Here is a 20261-nt window from a genome sequence, read left to right as displayed (position 1 = left end):
GGCTCCGATCACGGAGCCCGGTCCGCCGGTGTCGTGGATCGTGGAGGCCCACGGGCCCTGGGCGCAGGCGGGCGCGCGCCTCCGCCTCGACGGAACCGAGGTGCGCGAGCTCGCGGGCGCCGAATCCGTGCTCGTGCCCTGGCCCTTCCCCCCGCTCGAGCCGGGCACGCAGCACTCGCTCGACCTGCAGCTCGTGGGCGACGACGGCTCGCTCACCCCCTGGAGCGAACCGCTCCCCTTCCTCACCGCCTTCCGCGAGGAGCCCTGGCGCGCTCCCCTGCTCTCGCACCCGGCACCCACCCTTGAGGCACAACCGGTGCTGCTGCGCACCGAGCTCGATGTCGCCGCATCCGTCACCCGAGCCACCCTGTTCGCCACAGCCCTCGGCGTCTACCAGGTCGCCGTGAACGGCGTCGACGTCGACGACCACCTGCTGAAACCCGGGTGGACGGTGTACCAGCATCGGCTCGCCCACGAGACCACCGACGTGACCCCGCTTCTGCGCACCGGCCGCAACGCCCTCGCCGTGCGGCTCGCGGGCGGCTGGTACACCGAGGCCTACGGCTTCGGCGCCCGGGCTGCCCGCTTCTACGGCGACCAGCCCGCCGTCTCGATCGAGCTCAGGCTCGAGCACGCCGACGGCACCGTCGAGCGCCTCGGCTCCGCTGACGGCTGGCGCAGCACCGTCGAGAGCGAGTTCGTGTCGAGCGGGCTCTACGCCGGAGAGACGACGGATGCCCGCCGCCGGCAGCCCGGCTGGAACCAGCCGTTCTTCGACGACTCGTCGTGGCATCCGGTCGCCACTCGCCCGCTCGCGCTCGAACCGGAGTCGGTCGACATGGAGCCGGTGCGGCGCATCGGGGAGATCGCCCCGGTCGACGTGCTCACCACCCCCTCCGGCGCGACCGTGCTCGACTTCGGGCGCATCGTGGTGGGCCGCGTGCGCTACACCGTCGACGGCCCCCGCGCCGCCACCATCACTCTCCGGCACGCCGAGGTGCTCGAAGACGGCGAGCTGTGCGTGCGGGCGCTGCGCGCCGCGAGCTCGATCGACACGCACGTGCTGGCGGGGGAGGGCCCGGAGACCGTCGAGCCCGAGTTCACCTTCCACGGCTTCCGCTACGTCGAGGTGGCCGGCTGGCCCGGCGAGTTCGACATCGACGCCTTCCGCGCCGTCGTGCTGCACACCGATCTCACGCGCACCGGGTGGTTCAGCTGTTCCGAGCCGCTCCTCGAACGCCTTCACGAGAACGTGGTGCAGAGCCTCCGTGGCAACGCGCTTGCGCTGCCCACCGACTGCCCGCAGCGCGACGAGCGGCTGGGCTGGACCGGTGACGCCCAGGTGTTCGCCCCGGCAGCCACCTCCCTCTTCGACGTCGACGCCTTCTTCGGCAGCTGGCTCACCGACCTCTCCCTCGAGCAGCGCGAGCGCGGCGGGAGGGTGCCGACCGTGGTGCCCGACGTTCTGGGCGAGCTGAGCGACGTCGCCGCAGCCGGCTGGGGCGACGCCGCGACTGCAGTGCCGAGCGTGCTGTTCGAGCGCTACGGCGACCTCGCCCTGCTCGAGCGCCAGCTGCCCAGCATGGCCGCCTGGGTCGACCACGCCCTCGAAGCCGCCGGCCCCGGCCGGCTGTGGGAGCGCGGTTTCCAGTACGGCGACTGGCTCGACCCCACCGCCTCCCGCCCCGACAAGGCGAAGGCCGACCCCGGCGTGGTGGCCACGGCCTGGCTCTTCCGCTCGACCCGGCTGCTCGCCGACGGCCTGTCGCAGCTGACGGGCCCGGTGGCCGACATCGTCTCGCCGTCTGCCGAGGCGAGGCGGTACGCCCGAGTGGCCGAGGAGATCCGCGCGGCTTTCGTCGGGGCCTACCTCACGCCTGCCGGGAGGTTGATGTCGGATGCACCCGCCGCGTACGCGCTCACACTCGCCTTCGGCCTGGTCACCGAGGCATCGATGCGCGCGGCCCTCGCGAGCCGGCTGGCGTTCCTGCTGCGCGCGGGGGGCTACCGCATGGCCACCGGGTTCCTCGGCACGCCGCACGTGCTCGACGCCCTCCTCGACAACGGCCAGGCGCACGCCGCCGAGCAGCTGCTGCTGCAGCGGATGTGCCCGTCGTGGCTCTATCCCGTCACCATGGGCGCCACCACGATGTGGGAGCGCTGGGACTCGATGCTTCCCGACGGCTCCATCAACCCCTCGGGCATGACCTCCTTCAACCACTACGCCCTCGGCTCGATCGCCGATGTGCTGCACCGCCGGGTCGGCGGACTCGCCCCCGCCGCTCCCGGCTACCGCCGGCTGCGCGTCGAGCCCTGGTTCGTCGAGGCGCTCGAACACGCGGCGGTGAGGCACGACACCCCCTACGGGCGGGCGGAGGTGCGGTGGCGCAGGAACCCGGCCGACCCCGCGGAGGTCTCTGTCTCGGCGGTCGTTCCACCTGGCACGCTCGCCGACATCGTCCTCCCCGATCGGGCCCCCTTCACGGTGGGCGCAGGCGGTTACGAATGGCGAGTCGCCGCTCCGCTGGGCGGGCGGCTTCACCAAGCGGTGACGGTCGACTCCGATCTCGCCGACGTCGCCGACACAGGTGATGCGTGCAGGGTCGTCTCGACGACTCTGGCTGAGCACGACCCCGATCTGGCGCGGGAGTTCGACGCGTTCGTGCGGTGGGTGCCCGGCCGCGCTCTCCGGGCGGAGTTGGCGGCGGTCTCACCGCCGGCGTCGTCGGTCGAGGAAATCGACCGACGATTGCGCGCATTGCGTGTTGATATGTGAAACGTATTGCTTGCATGATGTAACAAGCGATTCGACCGAAGGAGCACCCCCATGAAGATCACCGCCATCGAGACCCTCTCGCAGCCCGAGGGGCCCTCACCGTCGGTGACCTTCGTGCTGCTGCACACCGATGAGGGCATCACCGGTCTCGGCGAGACCTACTACACGCCGAAGACCGTGGCAGCCTACGTGCACGAGGCGATCGCGCCCGTCGTTCTCGGCGCCGACGCGCTTCACGACTCCGTCTGGGACACCCTCTACGCACAGTCGGCCCGCCGGGTGGGCGGCGGCACCGACATGCGGGCCATCTCGGCGATCGACCTCGCCCTCTGGGACCTCAAGGGCAAGGCCGCCGGCGCACCCGTCTACGCCCTCCTCGGGGGCGCTGAGCCCTCCCGAGCGGGAGTGGCCGTCTACAACACCTGCGCCGGAATCGCCTACGCGGCATCGACCCACGTGGGCCGCGGCGGCCAGGCCGGCCCCGACGACCTGTGGCGCGCGGCGAACGACCCGGGCGGGCTCGCGCAAGAACTGCGCGACGAGGGCTTCGTGGGCATGAAGGTCTGGCCCTTCGACGCCGCCGCCCAGCAATACGGCGGCATGCGCATCTCCTCCGCCGAGGTGAGGGCGGGCCGCTCGGTGGTGGAGCGCATCCGAGACGCCGTCGGCGACGACCTCGAGATCATGCTCGAGGGGCACGCTCAGTGGGACGCGTCGCCCGCTCTCAAGATCCTGCAGTCGGTCGCGGAGTTCGACATCCAGTGGGCCGAGGACTTCGTGCTCGCGCACGATCCCGCGACCCTGCGCTGGCTCTCCGAGCGCTCACCCGTGCCGCTGGCCGCGAGCGAGTACCTGGGTGGGCGCTGGCAGTACCGGCAGCTGCTCGAGCAGGGCGCCATCCAGTACCTCCACCTCGACCCCAGCTGGTGCGGGGGCATCAGCGAGGCGCAGAAGATCCTCGCGCTCACCTCGGCCCACGGCGTCGTGGCGTCGATGCACGACTGCACCGGTCCGATCAATCTGCTCGCGGGACTGCACCTGGCCATGGCCAATCAGACTGTGGCCTACCAGGAGGTGCTGCGCAGCTACCTCAGCGACGTCTACCCCTCGATGGTCGACACCGAGTGGACCCGCAGCGGCGGCCTCATGGCGGCACCCGACCGCCCCGGCCTCGGTGCGGAGCTGACCGAGCAGTACCTCGCCCAGCCGGGCCTGGTGCGGCAGGTGTCGCGTCGTGACTGACGGCGGCTCCGCGCGCGAGAATCTCTCCGCCGCCCGCCCGCGGGTCGTCGTCGTCACCGGCGCGGCTCAGGGCATCGGCAAGGCCGTCGCCGCCCGGTTCCACGCCGACGGGCACGCGGTGGCCCTGCTCGACATCGACCCCCTCGTGCACGAGACCGCCCGGCAGCTCGCCGCGGCCGGGCCCGCCCCGGGGGCGGGTGCCTTCGCCGCCGTCGTCTCCGAGCTCGCCGATGTCGGCGACGACGCCTCGGTGACCGCCGCCATCGCCCGGGTGCGGGAGCGCCTCGGCGAGGTCGAGGTGCTCGTGAACAACGCCGGGCTCAGCCGGCACCGCGACTGGCGCACCATCACGCCGGCCGACTGGGACGACGCGCTGCGCGTGAACCTCCGCTCGGCGTTCCTCGTCTCGCGCGCGGTCGCGCCCGCGATGGAGGCCGCCGGATGGGGGCGCATCGTCAACCTCTCCTCGGTCACCTACCTGGGCGGCCAGCGGCACCTGCTCGACTACGTCTCAGCCAAGGGCGGCGTGATCGGGTTCACCCGCGCGCTGGCGCGCGAGCTCGGGGCGAGCGGAGTGACCGTGAACGCGGTGCTCCCGGGCGCCATCCAGACGGAGTCGGAGCTGGCCTCGTTCCCCGACCAGGAGGCGCTGGCGAAGCGCATGGCCGAGGTGCAGTCGGTTCCGCGGCGGGGCACCGTCGACGACGTCGCGCACGCGGTGGCGTTCCTCGCCGAGGAGCGCTCCTCGTTCATCACCGGCCAGTCGCTCGTCGTCGACGGCGGCTGGTACCTCGACTGAGCGACGGGCGAACGGATGCGCGGCTCAGAACTCCGTGACCCCGTAAGGAGCGCTGTCGGTACGCAGCAGGCGTGCGAAGCGGTCTGCGGCGCCCGGGGTGAGCTCGCGCATCCTCCCCGACCGGGCCACGGCACGCCCCTCCGTGCCACCGAGGTACAGGCTCGCGAGCGTGGGTGCGTCGAGCTCGAGGTCGACGGGCACGTCGGCTGCGACGCGCTCCACACGGCCCGCCCCCTCCCGCACGACGAGACGGTAGGCGCCCGCGGCGTACCCCTGCGGGTCGCTCACCGAGAACACCAGCTCGCCGTCGCGTTCGTACCCGCGTGCCGAGAAGGCCTCCGCCACGTCGAGCACGCGGAGCCAGACCGCGTTGCGCTGGCGCTCGACGCGCACGCTGTCGGGGTCGGTCACCGCCCAGGGCAGCACGGGGTCGACCGGAGCGTGCCGCCAGGTGACCGTATCGACCATGTCGACCCCGGCGAGGAAGTCCCAGAGCGCGAGCTCAGAGGCGGTGTCCGCCGCGACCAGGTCGACGACCTCGATCGAACCGGGCTCGCCCGTCCAGCCCGAAGGCCGGTAGCAGAGCACCGCGTCGACCGAGCCGTCGGCGGCGAAGGCGGCCGCGTAGCGCACGGCGGCGTCGGCGTCACCCGTGGGCGAGTAGGGGTGCAGGGTCTGTTCAGGGTACGAGGAGGGCCTGCCGATCGAACCCACCCTGGCGCCGTGGAACCGGTCGAACACCCGCTCCGACTGCTCGGCGGCGAACTCCTCGGTCACGAGCTCCACGCTGTGCACGAGCGGAGCAGCGAGCGCGAACGGCTTCGAGGAGTCGAGCACGACGGAGACCGTCGACGTGGCCGGACCGAAGCCGAAGCGGCCGTAGATGGCGCCCTCGCTCGCGGTGAGCGCGGCCAGGGGCCGGCCCGCCTCGACCGCGCGGCCGAGCGACCGCTCCATGAGCTGCCTCAGCAGTCCGCGCCGGCGATGGGTCGGCCGCACCGTGACGTAGGCCACGAGGTGGGTCTCCAGCTCGCGCCCCACCGCGACCGTGAGCGGCTTGCCGTAGTCGGCGAAGGTCGCCACCGGCGCCTGCAGCGCACCCGGGCGCGAGCTCTCGGGCCACGCCGCGTCGAGCACGGCCCCGTCGTCCGCGAGCCAGCTCGCGAGACGATGCCGGTGCTGCGGCGAGGCCTGTGGCACCAGGAAGCCGAGGCTCATGGCGTCGAGCCAGGCGTCGCAGCGCGGGTCGACTCCCTCCGCGTCCCGCCGGGCGGGAAAGGCGTCGAAGCGGTAGGCGACGTGCTCGGGATGCGAAACCATGCACCGAGAATAGCGGGCATCGTTCATGAGCGCCATGCCAGCCTCTCCAATTTGCTCGCATCGTGTTACAAACATGTTGCGATGTAAAACACAACGGTTGACCTCAGACGCGGTGAGTGATTACTGTCACCTCCGTGGCCGGTTGCGACGATGCAGCTCGATCGTCTGAGGGCACGCGAGCCGCCGGGCTCGACTCGACAGCGACAGACAGGACGGAACACCCATGGCACTAGGCCGAAGGAACAGAGGCAGACTCCTCGCGGCGATCGGCGCGACGATCGCCGGCACCGCATTGCTCGCGGGATGCTCGGGCGCGACGCCGAGCGCACCCGACCCCGACGAGGTGAGCGGCTCCATCACCGTGTGGAGCTGGGAGACCACCGTCGAAGACACGGTGAAGATGTTCGAGGAGGAGTACCCGAACATCGACGTCACCCTCGTGCACCAGGGCGACGGCAACACGCTCTACCAGCAGATCCAGACAGCCTTCGAGGCTGGCTCGGGCGCACCCGACGTCACCATGGTGGAGTTCGACATGATCCCGCAGTGGGCGCTGTCGAAAGACATCACCTCGCTCTCGGCGCTCGGCGCCGACGAGATCGCGGGCGACTTCACCGACGCCACCATCGGCCTCGCCACCATCGACGGAACGCTCTACGGCATCCCGAGCGACGCCGGCCCCATGGCGCTGGCCTACCGCACCGACCTGTTCGAGCAGGCCGGCATCGCCGTGCCCACCACCTGGGACGAGTTCGCGAAAGCGGCGGAGGCCTATAAGGCCGCCTACCCCGACTCCTACATCGCGAACTCGCCGTTCGCCGACACGAACACGCAGCAGATGCTCTGGCAGGCCTCGGTCTTCCCCATCCACATCGACGGCGACACCATCGGCATCGACTACGACTCGCAGGAGGCTGTCGACGTGGTGTCGTTCTGGAACGACCTGGTGCAGCGCGACCTGGTGTCGAGCATCCCCGTCTACTCCCCCGACTGGAACAAGGCGATCGCCGAAGACACCATCGGCAGCATGCTCGCCGCGGCCTGGAGCGAGCAGCTCACCGCACCGGCAGCGGAGGGCACGAACGCCGGCAAGTGGACCGTCGCGCCCCTCCCCACCTGGAAGGCGGGCACGCCCGCATCGGCCCTCTGGGGCGGCAGCGCCTACGCGGTCACCGAGCAGAGCGCCAACAAGCAGGCAGCAGCACTCTTCGCGGAGTTCGCGGGCCATGACGAGCGCATCTCGAAGCTGCCGAACGCCGGCTTCCCGGTGCTGAAGCAGTACGCCGAGAACGACGAGTTCCTCGCCACCCCGGTCGACTTCTACGGCGGTCAGGCCTCGAAGGCCGTGTTCGCCGAGGCCATGACCACCGTGCCCGACGGCTGGGAGTGGAGCCCGTTCTCCTCGACCGTGATGAGCGCCTTCAACGAGAAGCTCGGCGACATGACCAAGGGCAAGCTGACGCCGGAGGAGGCGATGGCCGAGATCCAGTCGACGGTGACCGACTTCGCCACCGACCAGGGCTTCACGGTCAGCGAGTAGTCGCTCGACCGGTTCGCGGGGGCTCCGCCGAGGGGCCCCCGCGAACCGCTGAGAAGGAGATCACCATGTCAGTCAGCTCATCGGCCCGCAGGCGACGGCTCATCCCGTACCTGCTCGTCGCCCCGTTCGTCGTCGCCTTCGTCGTCTTCGTCGTGGCGCCCATCCTGCTCGCCCTCTACAACAGCCTGTTCGTCGACCGGCTCATCGGCGGGGTGTCGTTCGTCGGTGTCGACAACTACGTCAAGGCTTTCACCGACAGCGACTTCTGGGCCGGCTTCGGGCGCATCGTGCTGTACGCGCTCGTCTTCGTGCCACTGCTCGTGATCGTGCCGCTCGGCCTCGCGCTCGTGCTCGACGCCAAGGCGGTGAAGACGCGCGGGCTGTACCGGCTCGTCTTCTTCCTCCCCTACGCCGTACCCGGCGTGATCGCGACGCTCATGTGGGGGTTCCTCTACGGGCCCTCGATCAGCCCGCTCAACTTCGTCGCCGAACAGCTCGGCCTCCCCGGCCCCAACCTGCTGAGCGACGACGCGGTGCTGTGGTCGATCGTGAACATCGGGCTGTGGAGCTGGGCCGGCTACAACATGATCATCTTCTACACGGGCCTGCAGACCATCGGCCACGATGTGGTGGAGGCCGCTCGGCTCGACGGCGCGAGCACCTGGCGCATCGCCCTCAGCATCAAGGTGCCGCTCGTCGCGCCCATCGTCACCATGGTCGTCATCTTCGCCATCGTCGGGTCGCTCCAGCTGTTCACCGAGCCGTTCGTGCTGCAGCCGCTCGCGCCCACCTCCATCCCCAACGACTTCACCCCCAACCTGTACGCCTACACCCTCGCGGGAGCCGGCCGGCAGCTCAACTACGTGGCGACGCTCTCCTTCGTGCTCGCCGCGCTGGTGGGGCTGGTCGCCCTGGTGTACCTCCGCATCACCCGCAAGGCGAATCGAGTCGACTCATGAGCATCCGCACCTCCCGCCGCATCGACCGCGACCCGACCAGCGCGCTGGCGACGGTGGTGTTCATCGGCTTCGCGCTGTACATCCTGGCGCCGATGCTCTGGCTCGTCATCAACGCCACCAAGTCGAACAGCCAGCTCTACACGAGCTTCGGCTTCTGGTTCTCCGACACACCCCAGCTCTGGCAGAACATCGTCGACGTGTTCGCGCAGCGCGACGGCATCTTCCTGCGCTGGATGGGGAACACACTCCTCTATTCAACGGCGAGCGCCCTCGGCGCCACCCTGGTCTGCTTCCTCGCCGGCTACGCCTTCGCGAAGTGGGAGTTCCGCGGGCGGTCGGCGCTGTTCTGGACGATCATGGCGGCGATGATGGTGCCGACCACGGCGCTCGCCATCCCGACCTACCAGATGCTGAGCGGCGCGGGTCTCGTGAACACCCCGTGGGCGATCATCCTCCCCTCCATCGCCAGCCCGTTCGGCCTCTACCTCATGCGGCTCTACACCGCGTCGGCGGTGCCCGACGAGCTGCTCGACGCCGCTCGCGTCGACGGGGCGGGGGAGCCGCGCATCATCAGCGGCATCGTGCTGCCGATCGTGTCGCCGGGGCTCGCGACGGTGTTCCTCATCTCGTTCGTGAACACGTGGAACAACTACCTGCTGCCGCTGCTCGTGCTGAACGACGTGAACATGTACCCCGTGACCCTCGGGCTCACCGGGTGGAACAACCAGGCGACCTTCCCCGCGGCCGGCAGCACCGTGATGTACCCGCTGGTGATCACCGGGTCGCTGCTGTCGATCATCCCTCTCATCATCCTCTTCCTCTTCATGCAGAAGTACCTGCGCAACGGCCTCACCCTGGGCGCCGTGAAGTGACCCCGCACCCGACGACCCCGCACGAGACGACGAACCCGAAAGCGACGATGAACGAGACCATCGACTGGAACGCCCCGCACGCCATCACGACCGGCGCGGAGCTCGCCGCCGAGGTGGCGCGCCTCGCCGCCGCCGCCGGCCCGCCCAGCGCCTTCGACGACAGCCCCACCCGCGACGGGGTGCAGCTGCAGTGGCGGGTGCGCACCCTCGAGACATTCACCCCGGGCGACGGCGCGCCGGTCGCCGACGCCCGCGGCGACGACGACTTCGCGCCGGTGGAGCTTCCGCACACCGCGATCGCGCCCTACCTCCACTTCCGCAGCACGGCGCGCGACATCGACGGGCTCGGCGAGACCCTGAACCTCACCGTGGGGGCCGCCGACTATGAAGCGTGGGTGTTCGTCGACGGTGTCGCGCTCGCCCACCACCGCGGGTACTTCGCACCGTTCTCCGCACGCTTCGACCGGGCCGGGCGCGACGAGGTGCAGATCGACGTCGTCACGAGGCGGGCCGTCGACTCGGTGACGTGGGACGGCACCGACAGTGCGCCGAACGCCGGCGACGCGCACGGCAAGGGTCTCGGCTCGGTGTGCGAGGGTCTGCCGACCGCAGGCACGGGGTTGCTCCAGCCCGTGCGGCTCGAGGCCCTGCCTGCGATCGGCATCACGGATGCGTGGTGCCGGCTCGGCGATGCAGCCGTGGTCGTCGAGGTGGAACTGGAGACAGGGGCTTCGGCCGCCGCGGCCGGGGAGGATGCGACCGCCACCCTGCAGGTGCTGCTGCGCTCTGCATCCGACGGCACCGTCCTCGCCGAGACCAGCACCGAGCTGGGGGGCGACCCCGCAGGCCGGCACACCCTCACCCTCGACCCGCCGGCGCTGCCCGAGTGGTCGCCTGTCGCCCCCGAGCTCTTCGTGCTCGAGATCGAGGTGCGCCGGGCGGGCGAGCTGCTCGACCGGCACGCCCAGCGCACCGGGGTGCGCCGCTTCGAGCGCCTCGCCGACGGCTCGCTCGAGCTCGGCGGCACACCCCTGTTCGTGCGCGGCACCACCACCATCGGCGACCTCTGGGAGCCCGCCTGGTCGGGCGATCGTGAGCTGCTGCTCGAGCGCCTGCTCGAACTGCGCGCACTGAACGCCAACGTGCTGCGTGTCCACGTCTCGGTACTGCCCGACCTGTTCTACCGCTGCGCCGACGAGCTCGGCATCCTCATCTATCAAGACGCTCCCCTGCAATGGCACTGCTTCGAACCGGTGCGCGACGACCTCGACCCCGAGGTGGAGCAGGTCGCCGAGCTGTTGCGGCTCGTGCGCCGGCACCCGAGCGTGGTGGTGCTCTCGTTCCCTAACGAGATGCACATGTGGGAGCCCTTCCACGACAGCGACGTCGAGTTCGTCACCCGCGCGGCCGAACGCGTCGAGGAGCTCGGCCACTCCCTACTTGTCGTGCAGGACCACTCCGGGCCCACGCGCCCGCAGGTCACCCCGCAGAGCTTCCACGAGTACCCGGGGTACTTCGACGGCACCTCCGCGAGCACCTTCTCGGCGATCGCGTTCGAGGGCGAGGGAACGAAGGCGATCATCTCGGAATTCGGAGCAGGGGGCGCGCCCTCCTGGGAGGCGCTCCAGCGCACCGCGCGCGCCCACCGCATCGACGACTCGCCCTTCCCCCTTCCGGCCTCGCCCGCAGAGGCGTGGCACGCCGAAGCCGCACGCACCCACGTGATCGGCGGAACGATGGACCTGCTGCAGCGTGCCGTCGGCCGTCACCCCGACTTCGAGTCGACCCGGGCGGCCTCGCAGGCCCATCAGGCCCGCGTGCTCTCGCGGCAGGCGGGTCGCATCCGTCGTGACCGTGCTGCGTCGAACGGATGCATCCAGCACTACTTCCGGCAACCCACCGACTATCTCTACAACTCGTGGTTCGATCTGGCCATCGTCGATGCCGCAGGTGAGCCCACCGCCGCCTTCCAGGCCCTTCGGGAGGCCTACCGCCCCGTGGCCGCGGAGCTGCTCGGCTTGCCCGAGCGCGTCTTCGAAGGGTCTGCGGCGAGCGGCACACTGTGGCTCTACAACGACCTCGCCGAGCGCGTCGGGCTGCGCGCCCGATGGACCGTGACGCGCGACGGAGTGCACGTCGGCGGCGGCGAGGTCTCACGAGCGGTCGAGCCCCACAGCTCGCTCGACGCCGGGCCCATCGTCTTCGTCGAGGGCACCGAACCGGGCCGGCACGAGGTCGAGGTCGCGGTGCATCTCGACGACCGGGAGTACACGACCCTGCGAGCCGCCTTCGAGGCGCGCCCCGCCCTGCAGCCCCTCGACCTCGAGGTGGCCGTGCTGGGCGACGTGGAGGGCTTCGCCGAGCGCACCGGTGGCTGGCTCGGCGAGGTGGTGCCGTGGGCGCCCGGCGCGGCCACCGTCGTCGTCACCCCGGGAGCCCCGCTCGACGACGAGACACGGCAGACCTTGATCGAACGTGTTGCGCGCGGCGGCCGGCTGGTGCTGCTCGAGCGCCCCGCGGGTGAGGACGTGGGGTGGACGAGCCCGTCCGTCTCGGCGGTCATCGCGGGCGACCTGCACACCGAGCTCGCGCACGCCGAGTTCTCGCTTCTCGACAGCGGCCTGCGCACCGACGACCTGAGTCGCTGGCCCACCCCTGACGGCAGGGTGGTCACCCACCCCGTGCTGGCCGCCGACGGCCGGCAGTCGCCCGGCTGGGCGAGCACGGGCCCCCGGCTGCAGTACTGGGCGGTGCAGGAGTTCAAGAACCGCTACGGGTCGACCGTCGTGTGCCAGGCGCACGTCTGGGACTGCGTCGACGACCCCGCCGCCGCGGCCCTGCTGCGGCACCTGCTCGCCAAGCCGGCGCGGGTGATCGCGTGAGGTGCCCCTGATGCTCGGGATGCGCGCAGCGCGTGTCACTATGGAAGCGGCATGGTCTGCGATGTACCGCGCCCAGAGCCGCCCGCCCAGGAGAGGACAGCATCGTGACCGACGACGAATCACGACGTTACGACGTCGGAGTGCTGGTGAAGGCCATCGACGTCATCGAGGCCTTGGTGGGTACGAACGGACTGGGATTGACGGAGCTCGCCGCGGCGGCGGGTGTCAGCCGCGGCTCGGTGTTCCGCATCGCGACCACGCTCGAGGGCAGGGGCTGGCTCAGCAAGCATCCCGACAGCAAGAAGTACTACATCGGAGAGCAGTTCCTCGCCCTGCTGTCGCGCCTCGACTCACGGGTCGACCTCGTCTCGCTCGCCCAGCCCGCGATGACGCGGCTGCGCGATCAGTTCGGCGAGACCGTGAACCTCGGGAGGCTCGCGGGCGGCACGGTGGAGTACGTGCACATCGTCGAGAGCGAGCACGGGCTGCGCATGGCATCGAAACCGGGAGCGCGCGACCCGCTCCACTCGACGGCCATGGGCAAGGCCCTGCTCGCACGGCTGAGCGACGACACCGTCGAGGCCCTGTTCCCGCCCGCCTCGCGCGAGCGTCGCACGAGCCGCACGATCACCACCCTGAACGGCCTGCTCGCCGAGATGGAGCGGGTGCGCGAGGCCGGGTGGGCAGAAGACGCCGAGGAGAACGAGATCGGCTCGCGCTGCATCGCGGTGGCCATCACGGGTGTCGACGGCACCCCCGTCGCCGCGCTCAGCATCTCCGGGCCGACGGCCCGCATCGACGACGCCCTCGCGGCTCAGATCGCCGAGAGCCTGCGCGAGTCGGCGGCGAAGCTCGAGGAGTCGCTCGGCGCCGGGCTCATGCAGACGGCGGCCGGCGCGCTTTAGCGCCGCCCGGTCGCCGCGCCCGCGCCGGCCGATCCCTCCACCCCCACGGCACCTGCCGGTGGGGGTGCTCCGTGCTGCATGCTTCGCACATGCTCGCATTGCAGAACATACTGCTTGCACTACAAAAAACTCACGGCTAGCATCGCTGCTGTCACCCCGCGACCGAAGAGAGACCATGTCAGACACACGCACCTCAACCGCCTCAGCCGAGCTCTTCTCGCAGGCCCTCGACCTCACGCCCGGTGGAGTCCACTCCAACGTGCGACTCGCCTCGCCCAAGGTGTTCTTCGCCCGTGGCGAGGGCTCCCGGCTCTGGGACGTCGACGGCAACGACTACCTCGACTACCTCCTCGGCCAGGGCCCGATGTTCCTCGGCCACGCCCCCGCCGACATCAACGACGCCGTCGCCCTCGCCGTCTCTCGGGGAATGGTCTTCGGTGCAGAGCATCCGCTCGAGATCGAGGCGGCAGCCGGCGTGCTCACCACCCTCGGCTGGGCCGAGAGGGTGCGCTTCGGCCTCACCGGCACCGAGGCCGTTCAAGCAGCGCTGCGTCTCGCCCGCGCCGCCACAGGCCGCACGCGCTTCGTGCGCTTCGAGGGCCACTACCACGGATGGCTCGACAACGTGCTGCTCGGGCCCGACCCCGAGGTTCCGGCGAGCGCCGGCCAGCTCGCCAGCCACCTCGGCGACTCGATCGTCATCCCCTGGAACGACGCCGACGCGCTCGAGTCGCTGCTCGCCACCCGCCACGACGAGATCGCCGCCGTCATCATGGAGCCCGTCATGTTCAACATGGGCGCCGTGCTCCCCCGCGACGGCTACCTGCAGAAAGCGCGGGAATTGTGCGACCGCTACGGCATCGTGCTCATCTTCGACGAGGTCATCAGCGGCTTCCGGGTGGGGCCGCAGGGCGCCGTCGGCCTCACCGGCGTGGTGCCCGACCTCGCCACCTACGGGAAGGCGATCGCGGGCGGCTGGCCGGTCGCCGCGCTCGCCGGCTCCGAGCGCCTGATGGGCATGTTCGGCACCGGCGAGGTCAACCACTCCGGCACCTTCAACTCCTCGGTCATGGCCTGCGCCGCCGTGGCCGCCACCATGACCCGCCTGCGCGAGAACCCGCCGTACGCCGAACTCGAGCGGGTGGGCACATCTCTTCGGGAAGGGCTCGCCCGTCTCGCCGCACGCCACGGGCTGCCGCTGCACCTGCAGGGCCTGCCGATGGCCTTCCACGCGTCGCTCGGCGGCCCCGACGGCGAGTACCACGACTACCGGGGGCTCACCTCGCGCGACCTGGCCGGTTACGCCGCTCTCAGCACCCAGCTCGCCGAGCACGGCGTCTGGGTGGCGGGCCGCGGCATCTGGTACGTCTCGGCCGCGCACACCGACGACGACGTAGCCGAGACCCTCGACCGGGTCGACAGCGCATTGGCGGCTCGATGACCAGGGTCGGGGTGGTCAGCTTCTGGCACGAGACCAACGAGTACTCCGCCCGCCTCGCCGGGCTGCAGCAGTGGATCGACTACGAGCTGCTCACCGGCGAGGCACTGCTCGCGGCCCACGCCGGCACCTCCTCGGTGGTGGGCGGAATGCTCGAGGCGCTCGGCGAACGGGCGGTGCCCGTGTTCGCCGCGGGCGCGTGGCCCTCCGGCTGCACTCCGGCCGATGCGATGGCCGAGCTGCTGCGGCGGCTCGACGAGGCGCTCGAGGCGGCGGGCCCGCTCGACGCCGTCGCCCTCAACCTCCACGGCGCCACCGTCGCCGTGGGCGAAGCCGACGTCGAGGCGCGGGTGGCCGAGCTCATCCGCGCCCGTGTGGGCGACGTGCCGATCGCCGCCGTGCTCGATCTGCACGGCAACCCCTCGGTCGAACTCGCCGCGCAAGTCGACGCGGTCATCGCCTATCGCACCTACCCCCACGTCGACATGCGCGAGTGCGGGCTCGAGGCGGTGGCGCTGATCGACCGGATGCTCGGCGGCGAGCGCCTCGCCACCAGCGTCGCCAAGGTGCCCGTGCTCAGCTGCCCGCTCGTGCAGGGCACCGAGCACGGCGTGCTCGGCCGGCTGATCGCGGAGGGGAACGCGCGGGCTGCCGAACTCGGACTCGCGCGCATCTCCGTGCTTGCCGGTTTCGCCTATCAGGACGCCGAGCGCGCCGGCATCTCGGTGCTCGTGGTGGCCCCCGTCGCCCGTCGCGCCGAGGCGGAGGGGCTCGCCGGCGAACTCGCCGAGCGTGTTCTCGCCGCCGAGGGCGCCGGGGAGTTCCGGCTCGAGCTGCCCAAGGCCGACGAGGCTGTCATGCGGGCCAGGCACAGCGGGCTGCGCCCGGTGGTGCTCGCCGACGTCGCCGACAACATCGGGGCGGGCAGCGCCGGAGACGGCACGGTCATCCTCCGCGAGCTGCTGGCGAGCGGCACCACCGAGGGGCTCGCCGTCATCGCGGATACCGAGGTGGTGGCGCAGGCGTGGGATGCGGGCGAGGGCGCCGAGATCGACTGCGCGCTCGGCGGCAAGACCGACTCGCTGCACGGAGACCCGCTTCCGCTGCGCGCCGAGGTGGTGTCGCTCTCCGACGGCACCTACGTCTCCGAGGGGTCGTGGGCGGCCGGCGTGCGCTTCGAGATGGGCCGCACCGCGGTGCTCGGCGTCGCCGGCAACACCGTGGTGGTCACCGAGCGGGCCACGCCCCCCTTCCACCGCGAGCAGGTGACCTCGCTCGGCATCGACCCGGCGCGCGCGAGCATCATCGTCGCCAAGGGTGCGCTCGCCTGGCGGGCCGCCTACGGCGACATCGCCGCGCTCACCATCGAGGTCGACGCCCCCGGCGCCTGCCCCGTCGACCCAGGTGTGCTGCCGCGCGTCACAGAGCCGGTGACGGTGCTGCCCGCGCAGACGCCGCGCGCCGGGGCGCCCTTCTCGCCGGTCGCCGACCGCGCATCTACCCCTGTACCCGCACCCGCACAAGGAGACACCGCATGAGACTGCTGCGCATCGGAGCGCCCGGGGCCGAGAAGCCGGCCGCCCTCGTCGACGACGACACCTACCTCGACCTCTCCGACCTCGTCGGCGATTTCGACGAGGAGTTCTTCGGCTCGGGCGGTCTCGACCGCATCCGTCCCGTCGTCGCCGAGCGGGTCGAGGCCGTACGAGCCGGGCGTGTCGCGGCCGAACCCCTCGCCGGTCAGCGCGTCGGCGCTCCCATCGCGCGGCCCCACCAGATCATCTGCGTCGGGCTCAACTACGCCGACCACGCGGCCGAGAGCGGGCAGGCGGTTCCCGACGAGCCCATCCTGTTCACCAAGTCACCGAACACCCTTGTCGGTCCCGACGACGAGGTGCGGTTGCCCCGCGGCTCGTCGAAGACCGACTGGGAGGTCGAGCTCGGCATCGTCATCGGCCGCCGCACGAGCTACCTCGACTCGGTCGACGACGCCCGCGACTCCATCGCCGGCTGGGCGCTCGTCAACGACGTCAGCGAGCGCGCCTTCCAGCTCGAACGCGGCGGTCAGTGGCTGAAGGGCAAGTCGGCCGAGACCTTCAACCCCGCCGGCCCCTGGCTCGTCACGCCCGACGAGGTGCCCGAGGTACGCGACCTCGGCATGTGGCTCGACGTGAACGGCGTGCGCCGGCAGACCGGCTCGACCTCGACGATGGTCTTCGACCCCTTCGTCATCGTGCACTACATCAGCCAGTTCATGGTGCTCGAGCCGGGCGACCTCATCAACACCGGAACCCCGCCCGGCGTCGGCCTCGGCCTGAACCCTCAGGTCTACCTCGCCGCCGGCGACGTGATGACCCTCGGCATCGACCGCCTCGGCACCCAGCGTCAGCTCGTCGTCGCCTCCCGCTGAGCGGCGGCGACGGCCGACTGCAGGAAACCCCTGACCGCCGGCCAGAGCTGGGCTTCTGCTGCGGCATGTCCCTCACGGCTGCCGCCCAGCTCGATGCCGCCGGTGAAGAGCGCGTCGGTGGGCTGCAGGCCGAGGCGCAGCAGGTGCCCGGCGTGGGGGAACTCGTGCCGGGCATCGGCACCGGCGACCCCTTCGTCGCGCCGGGCGCGCATCAGCTCGGCCGCCATCGACGCCGACGGCCACACCGCGTCATCGGCGCCCGCCGCCACGAACAGCGGCGCCGCGATCCGCTCGCCGACGATGCGCGCGGCCTCGCGCTCCACCCGCCCGGCGTGCGACAACCCGCCCTCGTAGGCCGGGCGCAGACGCAGCAGGGTGGGACGGTCGTGCGCGGCGTCGCGGCGCAGCCGCCATCCGTTGCGCGCGAGCTGGGGCACGAGCTCACCGGTACGCACCGGGAGCCACCCCTGCTCGCTGCCCGCGAGGGTCCACGACCCGACGCCGGCCTGTTCCCCGCCGTCACCCACCGCCTGCCAGCGCGTGGAGCTCGGGCTGAGGGCGACGTAGGCATCGGCTCGCGCCGCACCCGCCGCTGCGGCGGCGAGCAGGCCCTCGGCCCCGCGCGAGATCGCGTAGCCGGCCACGCGTGCCGAGTCGACGTCGGCGCGAGCCCGCAGCCAATCGAGCGAGGCGCCGAAGCGCTCCAGCGGGATGCGCGAGATGACGGGGGCGCCCGACTCGTCGGCATCGGTCCAGTCGGTGACGAGCGCGACGAATCCCGCGCTGGCCAACAGCGTCGCGGCCAGCCGCAGCGAGTCGACGCCGCCTTCCGATCCGCCGAAACAGGCCACCGCCGGGTGCTCGTGCACTCCGTCGGCTGCGGGAAGCGCGAGCAACCCGCGCCGGCCGTCGACGTCGACCTCCGACACCGACACGCCCGCGGCTGCGGGAAGGCGCAGCACCGTCCGCCGCGCCAGGGGTGAGCCTGAACTCCCGGGCTCACGCACCTCGATCGTCACCCGCAGGGCGTCGACGGGCGGTACGAACAGATCGGGCACCTGGCCGGGCTGGGCGAAACGCAGCGCGGTGACCGCCACCCCCGGCGCTGCCGTCGACCAGTCGCCCGAGCGGGGTGCGGTCGTGGCGAGGTCGAGACGACCGTCGGCGGACGCATCGAACACCGCGGCCGCGGCCCAGCGCCGCCCGAGCAGATCGGCGCAGCTCGACACCACCTCGACGCGCCGCCCGGAAGGGAGCCCTTCCACCACGACGGGGAAAGGGTCGGAGTAGAGGCTCTCGGCGGGCGCCTCGACGCGCACCCCTCCGGGAGCGAAGTCGGGTTCGCCGACCGCGGTCGACGCGGGTGCCACCCCGTGCTCCTCCGCACCGTGTTCCTCCACCGCGGGCTCCTCCGCCGCGGGCGCCGACGCGGCAGCCGCCGCAGCCGCGTCGAGCCGCCCGGTCGCCCGGTCGAACCACCCCGGGAACACCGCCGACACCGTCCCCGCCACCCCGAACAGCGTGAACGGCACCACCCAGTAGCAGACGATGGAGAGCGTGCTCGCGTCGTCGCGGATGGTGGCCGAACCCTCGGTAAGGGGCGGGATGAGCGATGACACCGTCATGAGTCCGAACACCGCCACCCACATCCAGGTCATCGCTGTGGTGATGTAGCGGAACCCGTCGGTGGCCGCGGTCGCCGCATCGACGGTCGACCGGGCGGCGTCGCGCACGAACGGCCGGCCGACCAGCACCCCCACGAGCGCGATCAGGAAGAGGGCGCCGTTGCTCGCCGGCTGCAGCCACCGCTCCACCACGGCGTCGTCGAGCACGAAGGCCGAGACGAGCGAGAGCGCGAAGAAGGCAAGACCGCCCACCTCGAGCGACCCCGGCCGCGCGTGCCTGATGAGCTGCACCAGGAACAGCGCGACGGCCACGGCGAACGCGACAGCCACGGCGATGAGGTAGGTCGCGTTGCCGATGAGGATCCAGTAGACCACCCACGGCAGGAACGCCGTCACGAACCCGAACATGTCTCACGCCTCCTGAGCGCTCGTACCGAACGACCGGCGCAGCGTGCGCGCGGCCTGGGAGTAGGCGGCATCCTGCTCGGCGGCGTGGATGCCCGGGAAGAAGTAGTAGCCGTGCGGCAGACCCTCCGGGTACAGCGCCGTCACGTCGCAGCCCTTCGCGCGCAGCCGCGCCTCGAACTCGGCTGCCGAGTCGACGATGGGGTCGTGCGTGCCCGCGGTGAGGAAGGTGGGCGGGTAGGCGCCGAGTTCCCCCTCGATCGGGCTGGCCCACGGATGCGCCCAGCTCACGGTCGGCAGGTACGCACCGCGGATGAACCCGAAGAAGGCGCTGTCGTAGACGATCCCGCGGGGCGCCAGCCGTGTGAAGGAGGGGTACCGCTCCGCCTGGAAGTCGACGAACGCGCCGAGCAGCACCACCGCATCCGGAACCGACTGGCCCTCGTCTCGCGCCCGCAGCGGCAGCGCCGCCGCGAAGTTCGAGCCCGCCGAGTCTCCCGCCACGGCGACCCTCGCCGGGTCGCCGCCGAGACGGCCGGCCTCGAGGCGCAGCCAGCGATACACATCCATGGCGTCGTCGAGCGGAACGGGGAACGGGTGCTCGGGCGCGAGCCGGTAGCCCGCCGAGACCACGAGCGCACCGCTCTCGACGGCGATGCGCCGGGTGAGGTAGTCGGTGTCGTCGCAGGAGCCGACGGTGAATCCCCCGCCGTGGAAGTAGAGCACAACGGGCAGTGCCTCGTCGGGCGCGGCCGAGCGCGGTCGGTAGACCAGAGAGCGCACCACCCCGTCGCGCACCGGCAGGAAGACCTCGTCGACGTCGACCTCGGGCACCGCCTCCGCACCGCTCGGCGGAACCAGCGCCGGGTCGGGCTTCACCCGGTCGGCGCCGATGTACCCGGTGCGCACGGGCGCGATCATGATGTCGCGGAGCGCCGCGGGCACCCGGTTGTTCGCGATGATGCGGTAGTCGACGAGCGAGGGGTCGCCGGGATCGACGTCGGCGAGCGGATCGAGCTCCACCACGACGCTGACGTCGGTGAGACCCTCGGGAACAGAACGAAGTCGATCGTCGATCATGACTCGAG

General features: G+C 71.5%; 14 protein-coding genes. 11 read left to right on the top strand and 3 right to left on the bottom strand.

Annotation, left to right across the window (positions count from 1 at the left end; genetic code table 11):
* Positions 1-28: 28 nt before the first annotated feature.
* Genes ABFY20_RS02045 through ABFY20_RS02035 form a run of 3 tightly spaced genes read left to right on the top strand, consistent with a single transcriptional unit; the run spans position 29 to position 4817 of the window.
* Positions 29-2776, top strand: coding sequence for a family 78 glycoside hydrolase catalytic domain (locus tag ABFY20_RS02045; RefSeq protein WP_368498288.1), 2748 nt, complete (start codon positions 29-31; stop codon positions 2774-2776).
* Positions 2777-2827: 51 nt separating this feature from the next.
* Complete coding sequence (locus ABFY20_RS02040; protein WP_368498287.1) at positions 2828-4018, top strand: mandelate racemase/muconate lactonizing enzyme family protein; 1191 nt, start codon at positions 2828-2830, stop codon at positions 4016-4018.
* Positions 4011-4817, top strand: a complete 807-nt coding sequence (locus ABFY20_RS02035; protein ID WP_368498286.1) for an SDR family NAD(P)-dependent oxidoreductase — start codon at positions 4011-4013, stop codon at positions 4815-4817. The genes ABFY20_RS02040 and ABFY20_RS02035 overlap by 8 nt, the downstream gene beginning before the upstream one ends.
* Positions 4818-4841: 24 nt before the next feature.
* Here ABFY20_RS02035 and ABFY20_RS02030 read toward each other — a convergent pair whose 3' ends face one another.
* Positions 4842-6137, bottom strand: coding sequence for a GNAT family N-acetyltransferase (locus ABFY20_RS02030; RefSeq protein ID WP_368498285.1), 1296 nt, complete (start codon positions 6135-6137; stop codon positions 4842-4844).
* A 223-nt stretch (positions 6138-6360) separates the two neighbouring features.
* Here ABFY20_RS02030 and ABFY20_RS02025 point away from each other — a divergent pair, with 223 nt between their 5' ends.
* The 8 genes from ABFY20_RS02025 (at position 6361) to ABFY20_RS01990 (ending at position 17143) form a co-directional block, all read left to right on the top strand.
* On the top strand, positions 6361-7677 hold the full coding sequence (locus tag ABFY20_RS02025; RefSeq protein WP_368498284.1) for a sugar ABC transporter substrate-binding protein: 1317 nt from the start codon (positions 6361-6363) through the stop codon (positions 7675-7677).
* Positions 7678-7742: 65 nt separating this feature from the next.
* The gene (locus tag ABFY20_RS02020) at positions 7743-8636 is read left to right on the top strand and encodes a carbohydrate ABC transporter permease (protein WP_368498283.1); all 894 of its coding nucleotides are present in this window, start codon (positions 7743-7745) and stop codon (positions 8634-8636) included.
* Complete coding sequence (locus ABFY20_RS02015) at positions 8633-9508, top strand: carbohydrate ABC transporter permease (protein ID WP_171706298.1); 876 nt, start codon at positions 8633-8635, stop codon at positions 9506-9508. The genes ABFY20_RS02020 and ABFY20_RS02015 overlap by 4 nt, the downstream gene beginning before the upstream one ends.
* Positions 9509-9555: 47 nt before the next feature.
* Positions 9556-12390 carry a hypothetical protein gene (locus ABFY20_RS02010; protein ID WP_368498282.1) on the top strand — a complete coding sequence of 945 codons (2835 nt, stop codon included), beginning with the start codon at positions 9556-9558 and terminating at the stop codon, positions 12388-12390.
* Positions 12391-12494: 104 nt separating this feature from the next.
* A complete protein-coding gene (locus tag ABFY20_RS02005; RefSeq protein ID WP_368498281.1) occupies positions 12495-13295 on the top strand; it encodes an IclR family transcriptional regulator in 801 nt (266 codons plus the stop codon).
* Positions 13296-13470: 175 nt separating this feature from the next.
* Positions 13471-14736 (top strand): aspartate aminotransferase family protein, encoded by a 1266-nt coding sequence (locus ABFY20_RS02000; protein WP_368498280.1) that lies wholly within the window; start codon positions 13471-13473, stop codon positions 14734-14736.
* Positions 14733-16271 (top strand): M81 family metallopeptidase, encoded by a 1539-nt coding sequence (locus ABFY20_RS01995; RefSeq protein WP_368498279.1) that lies wholly within the window; start codon positions 14733-14735, stop codon positions 16269-16271. The genes ABFY20_RS02000 and ABFY20_RS01995 overlap by 4 nt, the downstream gene beginning before the upstream one ends.
* Positions 16268-17143, top strand: a complete 876-nt coding sequence (locus ABFY20_RS01990; protein WP_368498278.1) for a fumarylacetoacetate hydrolase family protein — start codon at positions 16268-16270, stop codon at positions 17141-17143. Before ABFY20_RS01995 ends, ABFY20_RS01990 begins: the two co-directional genes overlap by 4 nt.
* Here the strand turns inward: ABFY20_RS01990 and ABFY20_RS01985 are convergent.
* On the bottom strand, positions 17119-19176 hold the full coding sequence (locus ABFY20_RS01985; RefSeq protein ID WP_368498277.1) for an acyl-CoA thioesterase/BAAT N-terminal domain-containing protein: 2058 nt from the start codon (positions 19174-19176) through the stop codon (positions 17119-17121). The genes ABFY20_RS01990 and ABFY20_RS01985 overlap by 25 nt on opposite strands.
* A 3-nt stretch (positions 19177-19179) precedes the next feature.
* Positions 19180-20253, bottom strand: coding sequence for an alpha/beta hydrolase (locus ABFY20_RS01980; RefSeq protein ID WP_368498276.1), 1074 nt, complete (start codon positions 20251-20253; stop codon positions 19180-19182).
* Positions 20254-20261: the final 8 nt, after the last annotated feature.

Origin of the sequence: Herbiconiux sp. A18JL235 (assembly GCF_040939305.1) — a bacterium.
Classification (GTDB): Bacteria; Actinomycetota; Actinomycetes; order Actinomycetales; family Microbacteriaceae; genus Herbiconiux.
The sequence above is the reverse complement of the archived record's forward strand: the minus strand, read 5'-3'. Positions and strand labels throughout refer to the sequence as shown.

Excerpts from the sequence above, each read along its gene's own strand:
- ABFY20_RS02040 (WP_368498287.1), top strand. The coding sequence starts at position 2,828 with ATGAAGATCACCGCCATCGAGACCCTCTCGCAGCCCGAGGGGCCCTCA.
- ABFY20_RS02030 (WP_368498285.1), bottom strand. The coding sequence starts at position 6,137 with ATGGTTTCGCATCCCGAGCACGTCGCCTACCGCTTCGACGCCTTTCCC.
- ABFY20_RS02025 (WP_368498284.1), top strand. The coding sequence starts at position 6,361 with ATGGCACTAGGCCGAAGGAACAGAGGCAGACTCCTCGCGGCGATCGGC.
- ABFY20_RS02020 (WP_368498283.1), top strand. The coding sequence starts at position 7,743 with ATGTCAGTCAGCTCATCGGCCCGCAGGCGACGGCTCATCCCGTACCTG.
- ABFY20_RS02015 (WP_171706298.1), top strand. The coding sequence starts at position 8,633 with ATGAGCATCCGCACCTCCCGCCGCATCGACCGCGACCCGACCAGCGCG.
- ABFY20_RS02010 (WP_368498282.1), top strand. The coding sequence starts at position 9,556 with ATGAACGAGACCATCGACTGGAACGCCCCGCACGCCATCACGACCGGC.
- ABFY20_RS02000 (WP_368498280.1), top strand. The coding sequence starts at position 13,471 with ATGTCAGACACACGCACCTCAACCGCCTCAGCCGAGCTCTTCTCGCAG.
- ABFY20_RS01995 (WP_368498279.1), top strand. The coding sequence starts at position 14,733 with ATGACCAGGGTCGGGGTGGTCAGCTTCTGGCACGAGACCAACGAGTAC.
- ABFY20_RS01990 (WP_368498278.1), top strand. The coding sequence starts at position 16,268 with ATGAGACTGCTGCGCATCGGAGCGCCCGGGGCCGAGAAGCCGGCCGCC.
- ABFY20_RS01985 (WP_368498277.1), bottom strand. The coding sequence starts at position 19,176 with ATGTTCGGGTTCGTGACGGCGTTCCTGCCGTGGGTGGTCTACTGGATC.
- ABFY20_RS01980 (WP_368498276.1), bottom strand. The coding sequence starts at position 20,253 with ATGATCGACGATCGACTTCGTTCTGTTCCCGAGGGTCTCACCGACGTC.